Below are 18,572 nucleotides of genomic sequence, written 5' to 3' on the forward strand. Positions count from 1 at the left end.
CACTGCGCTTACTCTGTCGGGCACGCAGGTGCCATCGCAGCGCTGGCCAGGTGGCGCATCATCGCCGCCCATCGGCAAGTCCCTGCGTCGCCTCATGCCGCCATCGGTGACGTGAACGGCATCGCTATACTTACGTCCTCAGTCATGGGGTAGCGCGAATGGACAGCAGGGAATCAGGGATGAGGTGGTCGGGCACGCGGCGGATGTTGCTGTGGGTGGTATTGCTGTGCGTGGCGATCGGCGCGGTGGCGTGCAAGCGCAACGAAAGCGGCCAGTTGCCTGCCGCCAGCGGCGAGGCGATCAAGGCCGACAAGCAGGCGATCACCGGTTTTGCGCTGGCGCGCGCCTATCCCGACCAGACCAGCGACGGGCTGTCGCTGGCGCTGGAATTCTCGCGGCCGCTGGTCGGCACCCAGGACTTCGATGCGCTGGTGCGCTTCGAGGAAAAGGTCGGCACCGGCGACAGCAGCTGGACGCTGTCCGACGATGGCAAGACGTTGCGCTACCCGTACGTGGAAGCGGCCAAGGACTACACCGTGCTGGTCGACGCCAACCTGCTGGCGGCCGATGGCAGCCGCCTGGGCAAGCCGCTCAAGCAGAAGGTCTACACCGGCGCGCTCAAGCCGGTGGCCGGGTTCGCCTCGCAAGGCAGCGTGCTGCCGGCGCGCGAAAGCCGCGGCCTGCCGGTGGTGTCGGTCAACGTGCCGGAAGTGGACGTGGAGTTCCTGCGCGTGCGCGAGAAATCGCTGCCGGCGTTTTTTCAGCAGTTCCAGCGCGGCGGCCGGCGCGGTAGCTGGGAGCTGGAGAGCGAATACAACGACAAACAACCGCTGTCCAGGCTGGCCGAGCCGGTGTACGTCAACCGTTTCATCCTGGGCGGCAAGCAGAACGAGCGCGTGCTGACCTACCTGCCCACGCAGGACATCAAGGAGTTGCAGGAGCCGGGCTTGTACTTTGCGGTGATGAAGCGCGCCGGCAGCTTCGAGAACGAACAGGAGACGGCGTTCTTCACCGTCAGCGACATCGGCCTGCATACGCGCGCCTACAAGGACAAGCTGTTCGTGCACACCGCCTCGTTGCAGAGCGGCGAGCCGATCAAGAACGTGGAAGTGCGCATCCTCGATGCCAAGGGCGAGCTGTTCCTCAAGGGTGCCACCGACGGCAACGGCAATGCGTTGCTCAACTACACGCTCGATGCAGGCCACGTGCTGGTGGCGCGCAGCAAGACCGATATCTCGGTGCTGCCGTTCAACCAGCCGGCGCTGGACCTGAGCGAATTCGCGGTGGCCGGGCGCGAAAGCGCCTGGTTCGACGTGTTCGCCTGGGCCGGCCGCGACCTGTATCGCCCCGGCGAGACCATGCGCGTGTCGGCGATCCTGCGCGACAACGACGGCAAGCCCACCAAGCCGCAGCCGGTCTTCCTGCGCCTCAAGCAGCCGGACGGCAAGACCTTCCGCGAGACCCGGCTGCAGCCGGGCGAGCAGGGCTATTTCGAGTTCACCCAGCAGATTCCGGCCGATGCGCCGACCGGTCGCTGGCAGGTGGAATTCCGCACCGATCCGGCCAGCAAGGACGCCGTGCAGGGCATGAGCGTGCGCGTGGAAGAGTTCCTGCCCGAACGCATGAAGCTGGATCTGGACAGCACACAAAAGACCCTGAGCGCCGGCCAGCCGTTCACGCTGGTCGCCAATGCCGCGTACCTGTATGGCGCGCCGGCCGACGGCAACCGCTTCACCGCCAAGCTGGCGGTCAGCGTCGAGCAGCATCCGCTCGCGTCCTTGCCGGGCTGGTTCTTCGGCGACCCCACACTGGAGCTGCCGCGCGAAGCCAAGGACGTGATCGATACCACGTTCGGCAGCGACGGCGTGTTGCGCGAAGACATCGCGCTGCCGGCCGAAGCCAGGCCGGTCAGCACGATTGCCGCGGTGATCTCGGGCAGCGTGTACGAGACCGGCGGGCGCACCGTCACCCGCACCGTCAAGCGCGTGCTGTGGCCGGCCAAGGCGCTGGTCGGCGTGCGCCCCCTGTTCGACGACAAGGACGGCACCGATGCCAATGGCACCGCACGCTTCGAACTCACCCGCGTGGACGCCGATGGCAAGCCGCAACCGGCCAAGGGCCTGAAGGCCACGCTGGTGCGCGAGTTGCGCGACTACCACTGGAACTACACCGACGACCATTGGGATTACGACTTCACCCGTCGCTTCGAGAACAAGGACACGCGCACGCTCGACATCGCCGGCGGCAACGCCAAGCTCGAGCTTCCGGTGGAGTGGGGCGAGTACCGCCTGGACGTGTTCGACCCGGCCACCGGGCTGACCACGCGCTACCCGTTCCGCGCCGGCTGGAGCTGGAACGACGAAAACCGCGGCCTGGACGCGCGCCCGGACAAGGTCAAGCTGGCGCTGGACAAGACCGGCTACCGCGCCGGCGACACGCTCACCGTCACGCTGACCCCGCCGCATGCCGGCAAGGGCGTGTTGCTGGTGGAAAGCGACAAGCTGCTGTACGTGCAGGACATCGACGTCAAGCCGGGCAGCAGCTTCGAAATCCCGGTGACCGACGCGTGGGAACGCCACGATGTCTACGTCACCGCGTTGGTGTTCCGCGGCGGCAGCGCGCCGAGCAAGATCACCCCGGCGCGCGCGGTGGGCGTGGCGTATGTGCCGATGGACCGCAAGGCGCGGCGTGTGGCGGTGGGCCTGGCGGCACCCAAGCAGATGCGCCCGGAGCAGGCCTTGCCGGTGACGGTGAGCGTGCCGGAGCTGGCCGGCAAGGCGGCGCACGTCACCATCTCGGCGGTGGACGTGGGCATCCTCAACATCACCCGCTTCCCGGTGCCCGATGCCAATGCGCAGTTCTTCGCGCAGCGACGCCTGGGCACCGATGCCTACGATATCTACGGGCGGGTGATCGAAAGCTTCGAAGGCGCCAGCGGCAAGCTCAAGTTCGGCGGCGACATGGCGCTGGAAGCCTTGCCGCAAGCCAAGCGCCCGACCGCGCGCGTGCAGACCGTGGACCTGTTCTCCGGCTCGGTGAAACTCGATGCCCGTGGCAATGCGCGCGTGCAACTGCCGGTTCCGGATTTCAATGGCACCTTGCGGGTCTCGGCATTGGTGTATTCGGAGACGCGGTTCGGCAATCAGTCCATGGAAACCGTGGTGCGCGCGCCGATCCTGGCCGAGGCCAGCATGCCGCGCGTGATGGCGCCAGGTGACCGCAGCACGGTGACGCTGGACGTGCAGAACTTCACCGGCAAGCCGGGCGAGTTCAACGTGCGCGTGGACGGGATCGGCCCACTGGCCATTGCCGAGGCCGCGCGCAGCGTCAAGCTCGGTGTGGATGCCAAGCAGACGCTGAGCTTCCCGCTGAGCGCCACCGAAGGCTATAGCGTGGCCAAGGTGCGCGTGCGCGTGGACGGCAATGGCTTCAAGGCCGACCGCAGCTACGACCTGCCGGTGCGTGCCGGCTGGCCGCAGGTGTTGCGTGCGCAGACGCGCGTGCTCGATCCGCTGGCACCGGTCAGCCTGGACAGCGGCTTTGCCGATGGCCTGATGGCCGGCTCGGTGACCGCGCGCATGGTGGTCAGCCCGTTGCCGCCGATTCCGTTCGCCAGCGCCCTGCAGGGTGCGTTGGACTACCCGTACGGCTGCGCCGAGCAGACCACCAGCAAGGGCTACGCCGCGCTGCTGCTCGACGACGCCACCGCCCGGGCGCTGGGCACCAAGGGGCTGGAGGCGGCCAAGCGCCGCGAGCGCATGGAAGGCGCGTTCGGTCGCCTGGCCTCGATGCAGATCGCCAGCGGGCATTTTTCGATGTGGGGCGACGACGGCTACGTCAATCCGGGCCTGACCCCGTACATCGCCGAGTTCCTGCTCGATGCCAAGGACGCCGGTTTTGCGGTGCCCGACAACGTGCTGCAGAAGGCGCTCAATCGGCTCAGCGAGGACCTGCTGTCCGGCGGCAACGAGTTCTACGGGCAGGATCGCCGCGACAGCCTGAAGTTCGCCAACCAGGCCTGGTCCGGCTACGTGCTGGCACGCGTCAACCGCGCCCCGTTGGGCACGCTGCGTGCGCTGTACGACAACCAGCGCGACAAGGCGCTGACCGGTCTGTCGCTGGTGCATCTGGGGGCGGCATTGTCGCTGCAGGGCGACACCAAGCGTGGGCAGGCGGCGATCAAGGCCGGTTTTGCCAAGGACAGCAGCGAGCGCCCGTCGTACTTCGCCGATTACGGCAGCGCGATCCGCGACGATGCCTTGATGATGGCGCTGCTGCACGAGCGTGGCCTGTCCAGGCCCGAGTACGACACCCGCGCTGTCGCGCTGGGCCGTGCGCTGGATGCACGTCGCGCCACCGGCTGGCTGTGGCTGAGCACGCAGGAGCAGGTGGCACTGGCGCGCTTGGGCAAGGCCTTGATGGTCGGGCAGGGCAAGCAGGTCTCCGGCACCTTGAGCGTGGGCGGCGAAACGCAGGAGATCGCGCCGGCGAGCCTGTTCGGGCGCAGTTTCGACAGCGCCGCCTTGGCGCGCGGCGTGCAGTTCGCGCCGCAGGGCGAGGCCCCGATGTACGCCAGCCTGGAAGTGGCCGGCATCCCGCGCAGCGCGCCGGAGCCGGACACGCGCACCCTCAGCGTGGAGCGCAGCTGGTACACCACCGACGGCAAACCGTGGACGCCGCGTGCATTGAAGGAAGGCGAAGCGTTGATCGTGCGCGTGGCCATCACCGCCAACAGCGACATGCCCGACGCACTGCTGACCGACCTGTTGCCGGCCGGGCTGGAGATCGAGAACTTCAATCTCGGCGATGCCAAACAGTGGGCCGACGTGGTGGTGGACGGCATCGGCATCAGCGAGCGTTCCAGCGCCGCCGATGTCAAGCACGAAGAGTTCCGCGACGACCGTTATGTGGCCGCGCTGGCGCTCTCCTCGGGCAGCAAGGCGCAGCTGTATTACCTGGTGCGCGCGGTGACGCCGGGCACCTACACGGTGCCGCCGTCGCTGGTGGAAGACATGTATCGACCGGAGTTGCGCGGCGTGGGCCGCGCCACTCCGGCAACGATCACGGTGGTGCAGCCCTGACGCGCCTGATGGCACACGTCCTCGAGAGCGCGGGCGTGTGCCATCCAAGGAGACGGGAGATAGCGCATCTGTCTGCGCGATCGCGCTTTGGCACGAGATGCCTGCGGCACGATGGAGCGTTGTCCTGTATCGGATCCGGTGCGGGACATTGATCTACTTATCCTCGCGCAGGTTAGCGAAGCGGGCGGCAAGTCCATCGTTCTGCAGAAGAAGCGGAGCCAGCAGCGGCGATTCGGATGACCCGGATCGCAATGCATCCGGCGCGTGGGGCGTAGGCATGTGAAATGCGAAACGATCTAGAGGAAGACCACATCATGCTGTTCAAGGACATCGGCTATCGCTACCGCAACGGAGCCGTGCGCTATGGCGACCTCGCTTACGTGCTGTGTATCGATCCCGACCTGGAGGCAGACGGCCTGCCGCACACCGCCTTTTACGCATGGGATGGCGGCGGATGGGGGATGTATGAGATAGGTCGCTGGAACGCCCACTCGATCTGTGTCACCCAACGCCCCAAAGACCAGGCGATCGCGCTAGGCGAGCATGGCACCTTGCGCGTGATGGGCAACGACGACGACTATGACGAGCAAATCGCCTGCCCTGGCGTATCGCTCAGCGTCATGCGAGAGATCCGTAATGTCGGCGGTTTTGCCTACGTCTGCGGAATGGATCGCCAGGTCTTCAAGCGGGAAAGTCCAGGCAACTGGATTGCGCTGCACGGCGACATGCCGAGCCAGCCAGCCAAGGATATGGTGTTCGGGTTTGAGTCCATTCACGGCTACAGCGAGGTGGATGTCTATACCGTGGGCTGGCATGGCGAAATCTGGCATTTCGATGGTGCTGCCTGGACGCGCTGCGCCAGTCCCACCGCCATCAACCTTACCCGGGTCTGCTGCGCGGAAGATGGCTGGGTGTATGCCTGCGGAATGCACGGTACCTTGCTGAGAGGGCGAGGCGCTCGCTGGGAAACCGTCGAGCATGCAACCACCGATGTGGATCTATGGGGCCTGGAGTGGTTCGACGGAAAGCTCTATGTCGCGACGCTCGGTGCCTTGTACTGGTTAAGGGACGGCGTACTTGAGCTGGTGGATTTTGGTGGCGTGATGCCCAACAGCTGCCACAGTTTGAGCAGTGCGGATGGATTGCTTTGGTCTGTGGGTCAACGCGATATCCTGGCCTTTGACGGTGTCGCGTGGAAACGCGTGGAGTGATGTCATGGTGGGCTCGCTCTGGTGCTCCAGGCCTCCGCTCCCACGCCTCGGTCTTCGCAATCATCACCAGGTGCGTGGCGTCTCGCTAGATTCGTGGTTGCGAGGGAGTCCGTGCAGCGCAACCGCGACACGGGGATAAGCGTGCGTGAATGATTCAAGCTGCATGAAACGTCCACGCAGGTTAGCCGTACAGCGGCATTTGGATACTGGGAGCAGTCGTAGAGGAAATGCTGTCCTCTACATGCAAATTACGCGAGGTTCAGTGGGTACGATCTTGCAGGCGAGCCTGCGCCGCGCGTTTACATCGGGAGCTTCGGTATCTGTGTTTGATAGTCAGAGCGTTGATTCGACAGCCGCGGCAGATCCTGCAGATGCGGATCCGGTCGCCTTTCCCATGTATTGGCCTCAGTTGGCAGCGACATGATCATCAATCGCAAATTACCGATCTTCGTCGGGCTGCTGCTTGCCTGCTTATTCCTTCAAGGTAACGCCATGCCTTTTTCAAACGTCCTCTACCTGTTTTCGGAAGTTCAGGGCAGCGTGCTGCTCGATGGTGAGCCGGTCGAGGGTGTGGACATCGAGCAGGAATATCACTGGCACTGGAGCAACGAGCGCCAGACACATTCTGTCAAGACCGATGCGCAAGGCCGCTTTCAATTTCGCGCCGTCACTACGACGTCCTGGTTGGCACGATTCATGCCGCATGAGCCGGTCATCGGCCAGCGCATCACGCTGCGATATCAGGGCAAGGAGCACAAGGGATGGGTATTCACCAAACACAATTACAGCAACCATGGTGAGGTGCATGGGCGGCCCCTGAACTTCGTCTGTGAATTGACCGCCAAGCCAGTCGCCAACCCCGAGACGGAAACGTTTGGTATCTGCGTGCTTCGGTAACGTATCCCTGCTCCCGGAGGGGGCTCGCCACTTCTCGCAATCGGCAAATCGGGTTTTCTATGATCGTCGGCTTATTGCTTCGCTGAGGGCGCAACTGCTTCGCGTTGTCTTCTCGGTGCGATGCGCGCGACACGCAAGGGTCATTTTTGGCGGCTACGGTGGCGTGCTTTCGTACAAGCGCAGCATTTCCTGCTGCGCAACTCCGGGATTCCATGCAGCGCTCCAATTCGTACCGTTTTCAGCTGTCCGTTCTCGCCGTCGCCATCGCGGCATGTTCACCGGCGGTGCAGGCGCAGACCAACGCGACTTCTGCTAGTGCAGAGCGCACCGTTGCATCGTCGCCTGCATCATCCGTAAATCCCGCAGGCGCTAGCGCAGCACCGGGCGACGCAGTCGGCGCCGAATCGGTGGCGTCTTCAGATGAAATATCCAACGCAGACGCATCGCCCGCCGTCACCAAGACCGGCGTGCAAACGCTCGACGCCATGCAGGTCACCGGCGTGCGCCGTGCCAATGCCGCCGCGGTGGAAAGCAAGCGCGCGGCAACCAACATCACCGATGTGATCAGCGCCACCGATGTGCGCGCCTTGCCCGACAGCACCATCGTCGAAGCACTGCGCCGCGTGCCCGGCCTGTCGGTATTGCCGGCCACCGACAACGAGCATCCGCGCGACGAGGCTGCCACACCGGTGCTGCGCGGCCTGGGGCCCTCCTACAACAACGTCACCATCGACGGGCTGACCATCGCCTCGCCCGGCACGCCAAACGGCACGCTCGGCTCGATCACCCGCGGCGTGCGGCTGGATCTGCTGCCGGCGTCGATGGTCAGCGAGTTGCAGGTGGTCAAGACCTTCACGCCCGACCTGGATCCCAATGCGACCGGCGGGGCGATCAACCTCAAGACACGCAGCGCGTTCGAAAACGGCGGCAAGCCGTTCTTCAGCGCCGAAGCCGCACTCGGCCACGCCAACGATGTCGGCAAGCCGCGTGATCAGGACGACCCCGGCTATCGTTTGAACGCCACCGGCAGCCGCACCTTCGGCAGCGAGCAGCAGTACGGTTTTACGCTGTCGGCCAACTACCAGACGCTGAGCAGCTACACCGAAACCCACATGACCACCGACACGGTGCATTACGGGTTCTACGACAACAACGGCGTGCTGCAGACCGGCGCCAATCTCGGCAATGGCTGGGCGGTGCCGCAGCAGGACAAGTACTGGTACGTGCAGAACCAGCGCGACCGTTACGGTGTCACCGGCAAGTTCGAAGTACATCCCAGTGCCGCGCTCGAGGCCTATGCAACGGCCGGTTACTACTATTTCAAGGACAACATGGAGCGCAACGAGGTCATCATCGACCCGCGCAACCGTGGCCAGGTGTTCAACCAGACCGCCACCTCCGGCAGCTACCCCGGTGGCGATATCGAAGTGGGCTACTCGAACCAGATCGTCACCACGCGCACCAAGGTCGCGCAACTGGGCACGATCTGGCGGCCCACCGACCGGCAGCAGTTCTCCGCGCGCGGTGCGTGGTCGGATGCGACCTACGACGAACCGATCCGCATGATCAAGTACGCCACCGGCATCACCCGCGCCGCGCCGGTACCGGTGGGCCAGACCGGCAGCGGCGTGACCGTCAATGCCACGCCCGATTACGCGTTCAACTACGATACCTCCGGCTTCGGCCAGCGCTTCGGCGTGTCGCCGCGGGCCTATAACGATCTGGGCAACTACAGCCTGTCGTACTGGCGCCCGGACTACAAACGCACCGCGGCCGATCGCATTCTCACCGGCCGGCTCGATTACGGGTTCAACCAGGGCGAGAGCGACCAGGGCATCGGCTTTGCGGCAGGCGTGTCGTACACCACCGACAGACCGTCCTACGATATCTATCGCGTCGAGTACCAGCCCAATACCAGTGCGCCGGCGTTGGGCCTGGCCGATGTGGCGGGCACCGGCCGGGCGCCGATGCGCTATGCCGGCCTGAACCTGATCACCATCGATCCCGACAAGGCCAATCGCGCGGTGGCTGCCACGCCGCTGAGCGCGTTCAACAGCACCGACCAGCAGGCTTTCAGCAATCAGGACAACTTCACCCATACCGAAAAGACCGTCGGCAGCTATGGGCTGGTCAGCTATCGCAGCGAACGTTTCAACCTGCAGGGCGGCCTGCATTTCGACAGCACCAGGCTCAACACGGTCGGCCGCCAGCGGCAGCTGGATACCGCGAGCAATCGCTATGTGTATGTCGATAACCCGACCAACGCGGACTACGATTATCTGCTGCCCTCGGCCATCATGACCTACCACCTGAGCGATGCATTGGACCTGCGCGCCGGCGCAAGCCGTACGTTGGGTCGTCCGCCATACGATGCGTATGCGGCGCGCACTTCGATCGGCTTCGTCAACACCGCCGATGCCGGCAACCCGAATGCGCAAGGCGTCACCGTCACCATCGGCAACCCGGACATCAAGCCGCGCGCGTCCAATAACCTGGATCTGTCGCTGGAATGGCGCCTGCCCGGCGACTTCGACGCGTTCGCGTCCGCGGCCGTGTTCGACAAGCGCATCCAGGACGAGATCTTTACGCTCTCGCGCACCGACAGCTTCAGCTTCGACGGCACCACCTATGCCAACGCGCTGATCAGCACGCCGGCCAATGCTGCCAAGGCGCGCATCCGCGGTGTGGAATTCAACGGCATCGTCAACACCCTGGCGCCGATCGCACCGTGGCTGAGCGGGGTCGGTTTCAGCGCGAATGTTGCGGTGCTCGATGGCAGCCTGGATGTGCCCTACAGCGTCGGCAGCGGCAGCAACGTGCGCCAGCGCGAGCGCAAGCTCGACAACCTGGTCGGCCAGCCGGACTACACCGCCAATGCCACGCTGTTCTACAACACCGGCGGGCTGGAGCTGCGTGCGGCCTACAATCGCCAGGGCAAGGCCTTGCGCGCCATCGTCAGCAACATCGACTGGCAGGATCTGTACTGGTCGCCGCGTTCGCAGCTGGATTTCACCGCCACCTATGCCATCAGCAAGCAGCTCAGCCTGATCGGCCAGGTCAGCAACCTCACCCACAGCCGCATCACCAGTGTGACTGGGCCCGGGCAGAATCTGCTCAAGGACAGTTATTCGGTGCCTACGACCTATTGGTTCGGCCTGCGCTTTACGCCGACGCTTTGAGCGGCGACCGTACTGCGGCAAGCGGACGTCGGCAGCGTGCGGGCAAGGTGCAGCAAGCGAGGTCTACGCATGACAGATCTCGCATCGTTTGCCTGCCGCGCGCCCCTGACGAAAAGCGCAGTCATTCTGTTACTTCCTACAAGCGGAGTTGTTCGATGACATTACGTTCTGTCGCCGCCGTCGCGGCCATGCTGGGCGCGGCACTTGCCAACCATGCGAGCGCAGCACCTGGCGGCGTCGCCGCGATCCAGGCCCGGCTGAGCAATCCCGGCGGCGGTATCGTGGTGGTGGCCCATCGTGGTTGCCATGCACCGGCACCGGAGCATGGTTTCAAGGACAGCGCACCGGAGAACTCGCTGGCCGCGCTGGAGCGCTGCATCGCCATCGGCGCCGACGTGATGGAGACCGACGTGCGCCGCGCCGCCGATGGCACCCTGGTGATGCTGCACGACGCCACCGTGGACCGCACCACCGACGGCACCGGCAAGCTGTCAGAGCTGACCCTGGCCGACCTGCAAAAATTGCGGCTGCGCAGCGACGAAGGTGGCGCGCAGGCGCCGCTGACCGACCAACGCGTGGTCACGCTGGAGCAGATGCTGGCCGCCTCCAAGGGCCACATCCTGCTCAACCTGGACGTCAAGGATGCGATCTACGTGCAGGTGGTCGATGCGGTTGCCCGTGCCGGCATGCAGCACCAGGTGATCGTCAAGGCCGAAGCCGGCATCGCCACGCCGCCACTGGCCGCGATGCTGCCGTTCGACAAGGTCTATTTCTTCCCGATCCTGATCAACGCACATGGCACTGCCGATCTGGCGGCGATTGCCACTGCGCAGACGCGCAACGCACATCCGGCTGCGTTCGAGCTGCCCAGGATGTCGCCAGCCCAGTTGCCGGCATTGGTTGCAGTGAGCAAGGCGCACAGGGTGCGGCTGATGGTCAACTCGCTGTGGGACGGCTTCATTGCCGGCTACGGTGGCGACGCCGATGCGGTGCGCGACCCGGACAAGGTCTGGGGCCGCCTGTACCGCGATGGCGTGTCGATCATCCAGACCGACGCGCCGGAAGCCTTGCTGCGTTATCGCGCCGCGCTGGAGCAGCAGTAGGCCGCCCATTGCATTGCGGCAGGCAGCTGGCGCGCGATGCGAATCGAATCTGGTCGCGCCACATCAACGCCTGACGCTGCGCCGATGTCGCCGCCAGCGGTATAGTCACCCGCTGTTTGCACGCAAGGACGTCTGCATGCCGCTCGATAGTGGCCGAAATGCGTTTTGCCCTGCATCCTTGCCAGGATGGATGAGCAGCAGCACGCGCAGGCAAGGATCGACCGGACGCAGGAACGCGCCGCTGGCAACGATGGTGTGGCCCGGCATGGCCGCCGCTGGTTGACAGGGCTACGCTGGGGCGCCGTGGCACTGCTGTCTGCCGTGTTGCTGCTGGACCTGGCCTTCCCACTGCCGCTGCCTAAATCACGGGACACCTCCACACTGGTGGTGGCACGCGATGGCACGCCGTTGCGCGCATTCGCCGACCGCAACGGGGTGTGGCGCTATCCGGCCAGCCCGCAGAGTGTGTCGCCGCTGTACCTGCAGGCGCTGCTCAATTACGAGGACCGCTGGTTCTGGCGCCATCCCGGGGTCAATCCGTGGGGCCTGCTGCGTGCCGGCGGGCAGTGGATCGGGCAGGGGCGCATCGTTTCCGGCGGCTCGACGCTGACCATGCAGGTGGCGCGCATCCTGGACCCGCACACGCGCACACCGTGGGGCAAGGCCAAGCAGTTGTTGCGCGCGCTGCAGCTGGAAGCGCACCTGAGCAAGCGCGAGATTCTGACGCTGTACCTGGAGCGCGCGCCCTACGGCGGGACCATCGAAGGCGTGGAAGCGGCCAGCTGGGCGTATCTGGGCAAGCCGGCCAAGGCCTTGTCGCAGGCCGAAGCCGCATTGCTGGCGGTATTGCCGCAATCGCCCAGCCGCCTGCGCCCGGATCGCCATCCCGAGGCCGCGCAACGCGCGCGCGACAAGGTGCTCGATCGCATGGTGGAGCTGGGGGTGTGGTCGCGCGCGCAGGTGGACGATGCGCGGATCGAGCCGGTGGTGACGCGCTCGCTCACACCGCCATTGCATGCGGCCTTGCTCGCGCAGCGGCTGCACGGCGCGCAACCGCGTGCAGCGCGCATCGTCACGACGCTGGATGTCGAACTGCAGCGCACCCTGGAGGAGCGCGTGGCCACCTATTTCTCGCAGCTGCCCGAGCGCACCTCGGCCGCCTTGCTGGTGGTGGACAACGCCAGCATGGAAGCGCGCGCGTATGTGGGTTCGGCCAGCTTCGGCGACCGCAAGCGGCTGGGGCATGTGGACATGGTGCAGGCCTGGCGCTCGCCCGGCTCCACCCTCAAGCCGTTCCTGTATGGCATGGCCCTGGACGATGGGGTGATCCACTCCGAAAGCCTGTTGGTGGATGCCCCGCAGAGCTTTGGCAGCTACCGGCCCGGCAATTTCGATGCGGCCTTCAATGGCCCGGTGAGCGCGGCGACGGCGTTGCGGTTGTCGTTGAACGTGCCGGCGGTGGACCTGCTCGACCGGATCGGCCCGGCGCGGTTTGCCGCGCGGCTGTCCAATGCCGGCATCGGCCTGCGTTTCGCACATGGCAGCACGCCGTCGCTTGCATTGATATTGGGCGGTACCGGCGCGCAACTGCAGGAGTTGGTCGGTGCCTTTGCGGCGCTCAATCGCGGCGGCATCGCCGGGCGTGTGCGCTACACGCCGGACGATCCGCGCATCGAGCGCCGGCTGATGTCGCCGGGCGCGGCCTGGATCGTGCGCGAGATCCTGCAGAGCAATCCGCGCCCCGGGTATGGCGGCGGGACCTTCGACACCGCTGCGCGCCCGGGCGTGGCCTGGAAGACCGGCACCAGCTACGGCTACCGCGATGCGTGGGCGATCGGCGGCACGCGCCGCTACACGGTCGGGGTGTGGGTGGGGCGGCCGGACGGCACGCCGCTGCCCGGCCAGTACGGCGCCGTCACCGCGTTGCCGTTGATGTTCGAGGTCATTGACGCCTTGCCCCGCAGCGCCGGCGACAGCGCGCCGGTGCCGATGCCGCCCACCGTGCAGGCGCTGGCCATCTGCTGGCCGCTCGGCGGTGCGGCCGATCAGACACCACCGGCGCAATGCGCACGCCGCGCCGACGCCTACGTGCTCGATGGCGCCGTACCGCCCACCTTTGCCGAACGCGATGCGCGGCTATGGCACGGCGGGCAGCTGCATTTCGATGTGGATGCGCGCAGTGGGCAGCGGTTGTCGCAGGAGTGCAGCCAGCCGCATCAGCGCGTGCCGCAGGCCGTGGCACGCTGGCCGGCGTTGGTGTCGCCCTGGCTCAGTGCGGCCGAGCGCAAGGCCGCGCAATTGCCGCCACTGGCCGCGGACTGTCTGCCGGATGGGCGCATGACCGGTGGCGGTGTGCTGCGGATCGACGGGCTGAGCGATCGCGCCACGCTGGCGCGTGCCAACGCCGCATCGCGCCCGGTGCGCCTGCACCTGCGTGCGCTGGGCAGCGACGCGCGCATCGACTGGTTGCTGGACGGCCGCTGGATCGCACAGACCAACGGACGCCAGGGATTTCAGCGCGATTTCGCGGAAGTCGGCACGCATACGCTCACCGCAATGGCCAGCGACGGTGCCTGGACACAGCTGCGCTTTCGCGTATTGCGCTGACCGGGTCGGTAACGGGCATGTGCGGTGGCCGGCCCCCCCCGTAGGAGCGCACCCGGGCGCGAAGGGGCATTCCCGGTAACGCCCCGTCGCGCCCGGGTGCGCTCCTACGCGGCGCTTGGGCGGCGCGAAAACAGACAGGGCGCTCTCGGCGCCCTGTCTGTTGCATCATCGAGTCGACTTTGACTTTGACTTTGACTTTGACTTTGACTTTGACTTCGACTTCGACTTCGACTTCAACTTCAACTTCAACTTCAACTTATCTTCGACTTCGACGTCGACGTCGATGTCGTCGTCGATGCGACGCCACCATCGATCGCAACGCATCACTACGTTGCAATCACGCGGCTCGCTCAACTCACTCGCCGATCCAGCCTTCCAGCAGGTCCGCAAACTCGTCGGCATGCTCTTCTTCCTGGGCCAGGATGCTTTCCAGGATGCGCTTGGTGGTGGTGTCCTTGTCGCCGATGAAGTCGATCATCTCGCGGTAGCTGTCGATGGCGATGCGTTCGGCGATCAGGTTCTCCCTGACCATGTCGCGCAGGTCGGTGCCTTCCTTGTATTCGGCATGCGAGCGCTTGGTCAGCGTGTCCGGGTTGAGGTCCGGTTCACCGCCCAGTTGCACGATGCGCTCGGCAAGCTTGTGCGCGTGTTCCTGTTCCTGCTGCGCATGCTCCAGAAACTCGCCCTTGACCGCGTCGGCAAGCATGCCCTTGGCCATGAAGTAGTGGCGGTAGTAGCGCAGGGTGCACACGTACTCGGTGGCCAGTGCGGTGTTGAGCAGGTCGATCACCGCCTCGCGGTCGGCGTGGTAGCTCTCGGTGATGGCACCGTCTTCGATGCTCTGGCGTGCGCGGCTGCGCAAGGTGGCGGTATCGGTAATGCCGGGGAGTTGCTTGGCTGGCTGGGTAGACATGGCTGGCCGGTTTCCTTCTGAGTGGACGGGGGGAATCAATGCATCAATCGGGTAGGTGCTGCAGCACGTAATCGGCGGCAGACACCCTGAATTCGCCAGGTTCTTCGACAAACAAGGCCTTGACCACGGCATCGTCGGCATACAGCGCGTAGCGGCGCGAGCGCAGGCCCATGCCCGAGCCGCTGGCGTCGATCTCCAGGCCCAGCGCGCGGGCCAGTTCGGCGTTGCCGTCGGGCAGCAGGTGCAGGCCGTCGGGAATCAGCTGGCTGCGGCCCCAGGCCTGCATCACGAACGGGTCGTTGACCGCGGTGCACAGCACTTCGATGCCGCGTTTACGGAATTCATCGAAGTGCTCCACATAACCGGGCAGGTGCTTGGCCGAGCAGGTCGGGGTGAAGGCGCCCGGTACCGCGAACAGCAGCACCTTGCGCCCCGCGAACAGGCTGTGGGTGTCGACCGCCTCGATGCCCTCACGCAGGCGCTTGAGCACGACTTCGGGAATGCGGTCACCAACGTGGATGGTCATGGGGCGGGCTCCTGTGGCTGAACGAATTCTAGAAAGGGGCAGGGGAAAAGCGCGTCAACGCGCTTGAAATCCGCAGCCGCACGCCTATCTGACGCACATGGCCGGCGCAACGTGCGCACGCCGCGGCAGCCGGCCCCTCACCCAACCTTTTGGAGGCTCGCAATGAACATCGTTCGTTATCCCCAGTGGCCCACCCACGCGCTGCAAAACGAGATCAAGCACGTGTTCGACCGTTTCTTCGAGCACAACGGCGACACCGACGAATCGGCGGTGGTGACCGCGCAGTGGGTGCCACGCGTGGACATCAAGGAAGAGCCCAACCACTTTGTGCTGTATGCCGACCTGCCGGGCATCGACCCCAGCCAGATCGAGGTGCAGATGGACAAGGGCATCCTGTCGATCAAGGGCGAGCGCAACAGCGAGTCCAGCACCGAGACCGAGCGTTTCTCGCGCATCGAGCGCCGTTACGGCAGCTTCCACCGCCGCTTCGCGCTGCCCGACAGTGCCGACCCCGACGGCATCACCGCCGCCGGCCATAACGGCGTGCTGGAAATCCGCATCCCCAAGCGCCCGGCGGCCACCCCGCGCCGCATCCAGGTCGGCACCGGCCAGGACACCAGCGGCGGCACGGTGCAGTAAGACCGCAAAACCTGGAGCGAAGCGGCCTGCTTCGCTTCCCGGCGGCAACCGCACCGTAGAATAGGTGCGGTTGCCCGCCCGGCTGCGATATGACTGGCTCGTGGCCTCGGCTGCGGGCCGTTTTTTTCAGAGGTGATTAGATGGAATTCAAGGATTACTACGCAACGCTGGGCGTGGAGCCCAGCGCAGGCGATGCGGAAATCAAGACCGCCTACCGCCGGCTCGCGCGCAAGTACCACCCCGACGTCAGCAAGGAAGCCGGCGCCGAAGACAAGTTCAAGGCCATCAACGAAGCCTACGAGGCGCTGCGCGACCCGGCCAAGCGCAAGGCCTACGACCAGCTCAAGGCACAGGGCTTCCGCCCGGGCGACGAGTTCCAGGCCCCGCCCAGCTACGGCGGCGGGCAGGGCTACGACTTCGAGGAAGTGTTCGGCAATGGCGGCGCCGGTGGCGGCTTCAGCGATTTCTTCGAAAGCCTGTTTGCCGGCCAGCGCGGCGGCCGTCCGCGCGGCCCGGGGGCTGGTGCCGGCGCAGGGCCGCAGGCGCGCGGCGATACCCGCGCCAAGCTGGCGGTGCCGTTGGAAGCGGTGTATGCGGGCGACAGCGTGCGCATCACCATCAACGGCAAGCAGCTGGACGTGCGCGTGCCCAAGGGTGTGCAGCCTGGACAGGTGATCCGCCTGAGCGGGCAGGGCAATGGCGGCGGCAACCTGCTGCTGGAGATCGAATACGCCGCGCACCCGCAGTTCGAGGTGGACGGGCGCAACATCCTGTACACCTTGCAGGTCATGCCCTGGCAGGCGGCACTGGGCACCACGATCAGCGTGCCGACCCTGGGCGGGGCGGTGGAATTGAAGGTGCCGGCCGACTCCGACGCCGGCCGCAAGCTACGCCTGCGCGGCCGCGGCCTGCCGGGCGCCACCCCGGGCGACCAGATCGTGGAGCTGGAAATCCTGGCCCCGGCCCCCACCGACGATGCGCAGAAGAAGGCCTACCGCAACCTGGCCAAGGCGTTCGGCGAGTCGGTGTAGGCGGCGTGGGGTGACGCGGAAAATGGATGGGGGGTCGGCAGGCAGGTGGTGCGCCAGTGAACGTCGATCTGCGCGGTTGAATCGCCGCGGTCCCTCGTCCGGCGCTGTGCGCCCCCTTCTCCCGATGGGAGAAGGGAGCAATCGTCCTTCTTCGTCTAGGGATTGGGGTAAGGGCTCGGTGGGCAGGGTGTAATGGTGAACGTCGATCTGCGCGGTTGAATCGCCGCCGTCCCCTCATCCGGCGCTGTACGCCCTCCTCTCCCGATGGGAGAAGGGACCCGTCGTCCCCCCTCGTATCGATGAGGGATTGAGGGCAGGGCAGCATGCACGTAATACGTGGGCGAGTGGCCTGCTGCGACGTTGTTGCATCCAGCTGCGCCCTGCCCAACGTAGTACGCATTGGCTGGGGCAATCGCGCCGCGCCACCGGATCACGCCTCGTAACGGCATCGCCGGGCGCACCGTCTGGCCCAGCTACCGCAAGCGCGGCCGGCGCACTACACTCGCCGCGCACACTAGGGGAAACACATGGCACGCATTCTGATCGTCGACGACTCGCCGTCGCAGCTGCTGGGGATTCAGCGCATCGTCGAGAAGCTGGGGCACGAGACCATCACTGCAACCGATGGTGCCGCCGGCGTGGAAGCGGCCAAGTCGTCACTCCCGGATCTGGTGCTGATGGATGTGGTGATGCCCAACCTCAACGGCTTCCAGGCCACCCGCACGCTCAAGCGCGAGCCGACCACCCAGCACATCCCGGTGATCCTGGTGACCACCAAGGACCAGGACACCGATCGCATGTGGGGCATGCGCCAGGGCGCACGCGCCTACATCACCAAGCCGTTCTCCGAAGACGAGTTGCTGGAAGTGATGGAGCGCGTGTTCAACCAGAAAGACGAACCGCCGATGGCGTGAGTGCGGCGACGAGGGGGAAGCAGGGTTGGCGGACGCGTTCCGGACTGCGTCGTGCCAGCGCAGCATCGCCCCAGCCGCATGCCCCTCAGCGCTGATGCCAACGTCAGCTGCGCCGCCAGTGCCGTTTGGACACCGATGCCCGCCTGCCATCGGCGGCATCCTGCGCCGCAACCCGGGGTCGGCAAAGCGCAGCGGTTGCTTGGCCTGACCGCGACCCTGGGCTATCCAGCCAGGCCAGACGCCGGATCGGTCGACTGACAATGGCCACGCGTCAGCGAGCAGCACGATGTCGTCGGCGTCATCGTGCAGCGCATCGCAGGCCGGGTCCGCGTCCAGTCTCGGCGTGATCCCCATTGGCCAACTCCAGAACGCGCGCCCGGTGCTTGCCCCCAGATCGCGCTGACACCGTGTCCTTCCCCGTCTGCGAACCCGGCCATCGGCTCGATTCACCCCAGCGGCTAAACCGGGACG

The 18,572-nt window shown here is 65.8% G+C and carries 12 protein-coding genes; 9 read left to right on the forward strand and 3 right to left on the reverse strand.

From position 1 onward, the window contains the following. Positions 1-179 precede the first annotated feature (179 nt). The 5 genes from EO141_RS15315 to EO141_RS15335 all read left to right on the forward strand — a co-directional run bounded on the left by EO141_RS15315 (position 180) and on the right by EO141_RS15335 (position 11,471). Positions 180-5,081 (forward strand): alpha-2-macroglobulin, encoded by a 4,902-nt coding sequence (locus EO141_RS15315; RefSeq protein WP_206514810.1) that lies wholly within the window; start codon positions 180-182, stop codon positions 5,079-5,081. 314 nt (positions 5,082-5,395) lie between these two features. Continuing rightward, positions 5,396-6,292, forward strand: coding sequence for a hypothetical protein (locus EO141_RS15320; RefSeq protein WP_241236668.1), 897 nt, complete (start codon positions 5,396-5,398; stop codon positions 6,290-6,292). Between the two features lie 420 nt (positions 6,293-6,712). Next, positions 6,713-7,189: a DUF6795 domain-containing protein gene (locus tag EO141_RS15325; protein WP_119130906.1), complete on the forward strand. Its 477-nt coding sequence runs from the start codon at positions 6,713-6,715 to the stop codon at positions 7,187-7,189. A gap of 212 nt (positions 7,190-7,401) precedes the next feature. After that, the gene (locus EO141_RS15330; RefSeq protein ID WP_127169589.1) at positions 7,402-10,368 is read left to right on the forward strand and encodes a TonB-dependent receptor; all 2,967 of its coding nucleotides are present in this window, start codon (positions 7,402-7,404) and stop codon (positions 10,366-10,368) included. 155 nt (positions 10,369-10,523) lie between these two features. Beyond that, on the forward strand, positions 10,524-11,471 hold the full coding sequence (locus EO141_RS15335) for a glycerophosphodiester phosphodiesterase family protein (protein WP_164739235.1): 948 nt from the start codon (positions 10,524-10,526) through the stop codon (positions 11,469-11,471). Between the two features lie 105 nt (positions 11,472-11,576). Here EO141_RS15335 and EO141_RS21415 read toward each other — a convergent pair whose 3' ends face one another. Next, complete coding sequence (locus EO141_RS21415) at positions 11,577-11,738, reverse strand: hypothetical protein (RefSeq protein ID WP_164739226.1); 162 nt, start codon at positions 11,736-11,738, stop codon at positions 11,577-11,579. Here EO141_RS21415 and pbpC point away from each other — a divergent pair. Further along, complete coding sequence (gene pbpC, locus EO141_RS15345) at positions 11,688-14,078, forward strand: penicillin-binding protein 1C (protein ID WP_241236676.1); 2,391 nt, start codon at positions 11,688-11,690, stop codon at positions 14,076-14,078. The two genes, EO141_RS21415 and pbpC, sit on opposite strands and share 51 nt — an antisense overlap. A gap of 355 nt (positions 14,079-14,433) precedes the next feature. Here pbpC and EO141_RS15355 read toward each other — a convergent pair whose 3' ends face one another. Then, a complete protein-coding gene (locus tag EO141_RS15355) occupies positions 14,434-14,991 on the reverse strand; it encodes a ferritin-like domain-containing protein (protein WP_104649799.1) in 558 nt (185 codons plus the stop codon). 43 nt (positions 14,992-15,034) lie between these two features. Next, the gene (locus tag EO141_RS15360) at positions 15,035-15,517 is read right to left on the reverse strand and encodes a peroxiredoxin (RefSeq protein ID WP_127169593.1); all 483 of its coding nucleotides are present in this window, start codon (positions 15,515-15,517) and stop codon (positions 15,035-15,037) included. Positions 15,518-15,679: 162 nt separating this feature from the next. Between EO141_RS15360 and EO141_RS15365 the strand changes: the two genes are divergently transcribed. From EO141_RS15365 to pilH, 3 genes are all read left to right on the forward strand, one after another. Beyond that, positions 15,680-16,156, forward strand: a complete 477-nt coding sequence (locus EO141_RS15365) for an Hsp20/alpha crystallin family protein (RefSeq protein ID WP_104582350.1) — start codon at positions 15,680-15,682, stop codon at positions 16,154-16,156. 140 nt (positions 16,157-16,296) lie between these two features. Continuing rightward, a complete protein-coding gene (locus EO141_RS15370) occupies positions 16,297-17,187 on the forward strand; it encodes a DnaJ C-terminal domain-containing protein (RefSeq protein WP_115676307.1) in 891 nt (296 codons plus the stop codon). A 527-nt stretch (positions 17,188-17,714) separates the two neighbouring features. Next, positions 17,715-18,101, forward strand: a complete 387-nt coding sequence (pilH, locus tag EO141_RS15375) for a twitching motility response regulator PilH (RefSeq protein ID WP_115676308.1) — start codon at positions 17,715-17,717, stop codon at positions 18,099-18,101. Positions 18,102-18,572 lie beyond the last annotated feature (471 nt).

The organism is Xanthomonas sp. BRIP62415, from assembly GCF_003993515.1.
Classification (GTDB): Bacteria; Pseudomonadota; Gammaproteobacteria; order Xanthomonadales; family Xanthomonadaceae; genus Xanthomonas; species Xanthomonas euroxanthea.

Excerpts from the sequence above, each read along its gene's own strand:
- EO141_RS15315 (WP_206514810.1), top strand. The coding sequence starts at position 180 with ATGAGGTGGTCGGGCACGCGGCGGATGTTGCTGTGGGTGGTATTGCTG.
- EO141_RS15320 (WP_241236668.1), top strand. The coding sequence starts at position 5,396 with ATGCTGTTCAAGGACATCGGCTATCGCTACCGCAACGGAGCCGTGCGC.
- EO141_RS15325 (WP_119130906.1), top strand. The coding sequence starts at position 6,713 with ATGATCATCAATCGCAAATTACCGATCTTCGTCGGGCTGCTGCTTGCC.
- EO141_RS15330 (WP_127169589.1), top strand. The coding sequence starts at position 7,402 with ATGCAGCGCTCCAATTCGTACCGTTTTCAGCTGTCCGTTCTCGCCGTC.
- EO141_RS15335 (WP_164739235.1), top strand. The coding sequence starts at position 10,524 with ATGACATTACGTTCTGTCGCCGCCGTCGCGGCCATGCTGGGCGCGGCA.
- EO141_RS21415 (WP_164739226.1), bottom strand. The coding sequence starts at position 11,738 with ATGCCGGGCCACACCATCGTTGCCAGCGGCGCGTTCCTGCGTCCGGTC.
- EO141_RS15355 (WP_104649799.1), bottom strand. The coding sequence starts at position 14,991 with ATGTCTACCCAGCCAGCCAAGCAACTCCCCGGCATTACCGATACCGCC.
- EO141_RS15360 (WP_127169593.1), bottom strand. The coding sequence starts at position 15,517 with ATGACCATCCACGTTGGTGACCGCATTCCCGAAGTCGTGCTCAAGCGC.
- EO141_RS15365 (WP_104582350.1), top strand. The coding sequence starts at position 15,680 with ATGAACATCGTTCGTTATCCCCAGTGGCCCACCCACGCGCTGCAAAAC.
- EO141_RS15370 (WP_115676307.1), top strand. The coding sequence starts at position 16,297 with ATGGAATTCAAGGATTACTACGCAACGCTGGGCGTGGAGCCCAGCGCA.
- pilH (WP_115676308.1), top strand. The coding sequence starts at position 17,715 with ATGGCACGCATTCTGATCGTCGACGACTCGCCGTCGCAGCTGCTGGGG.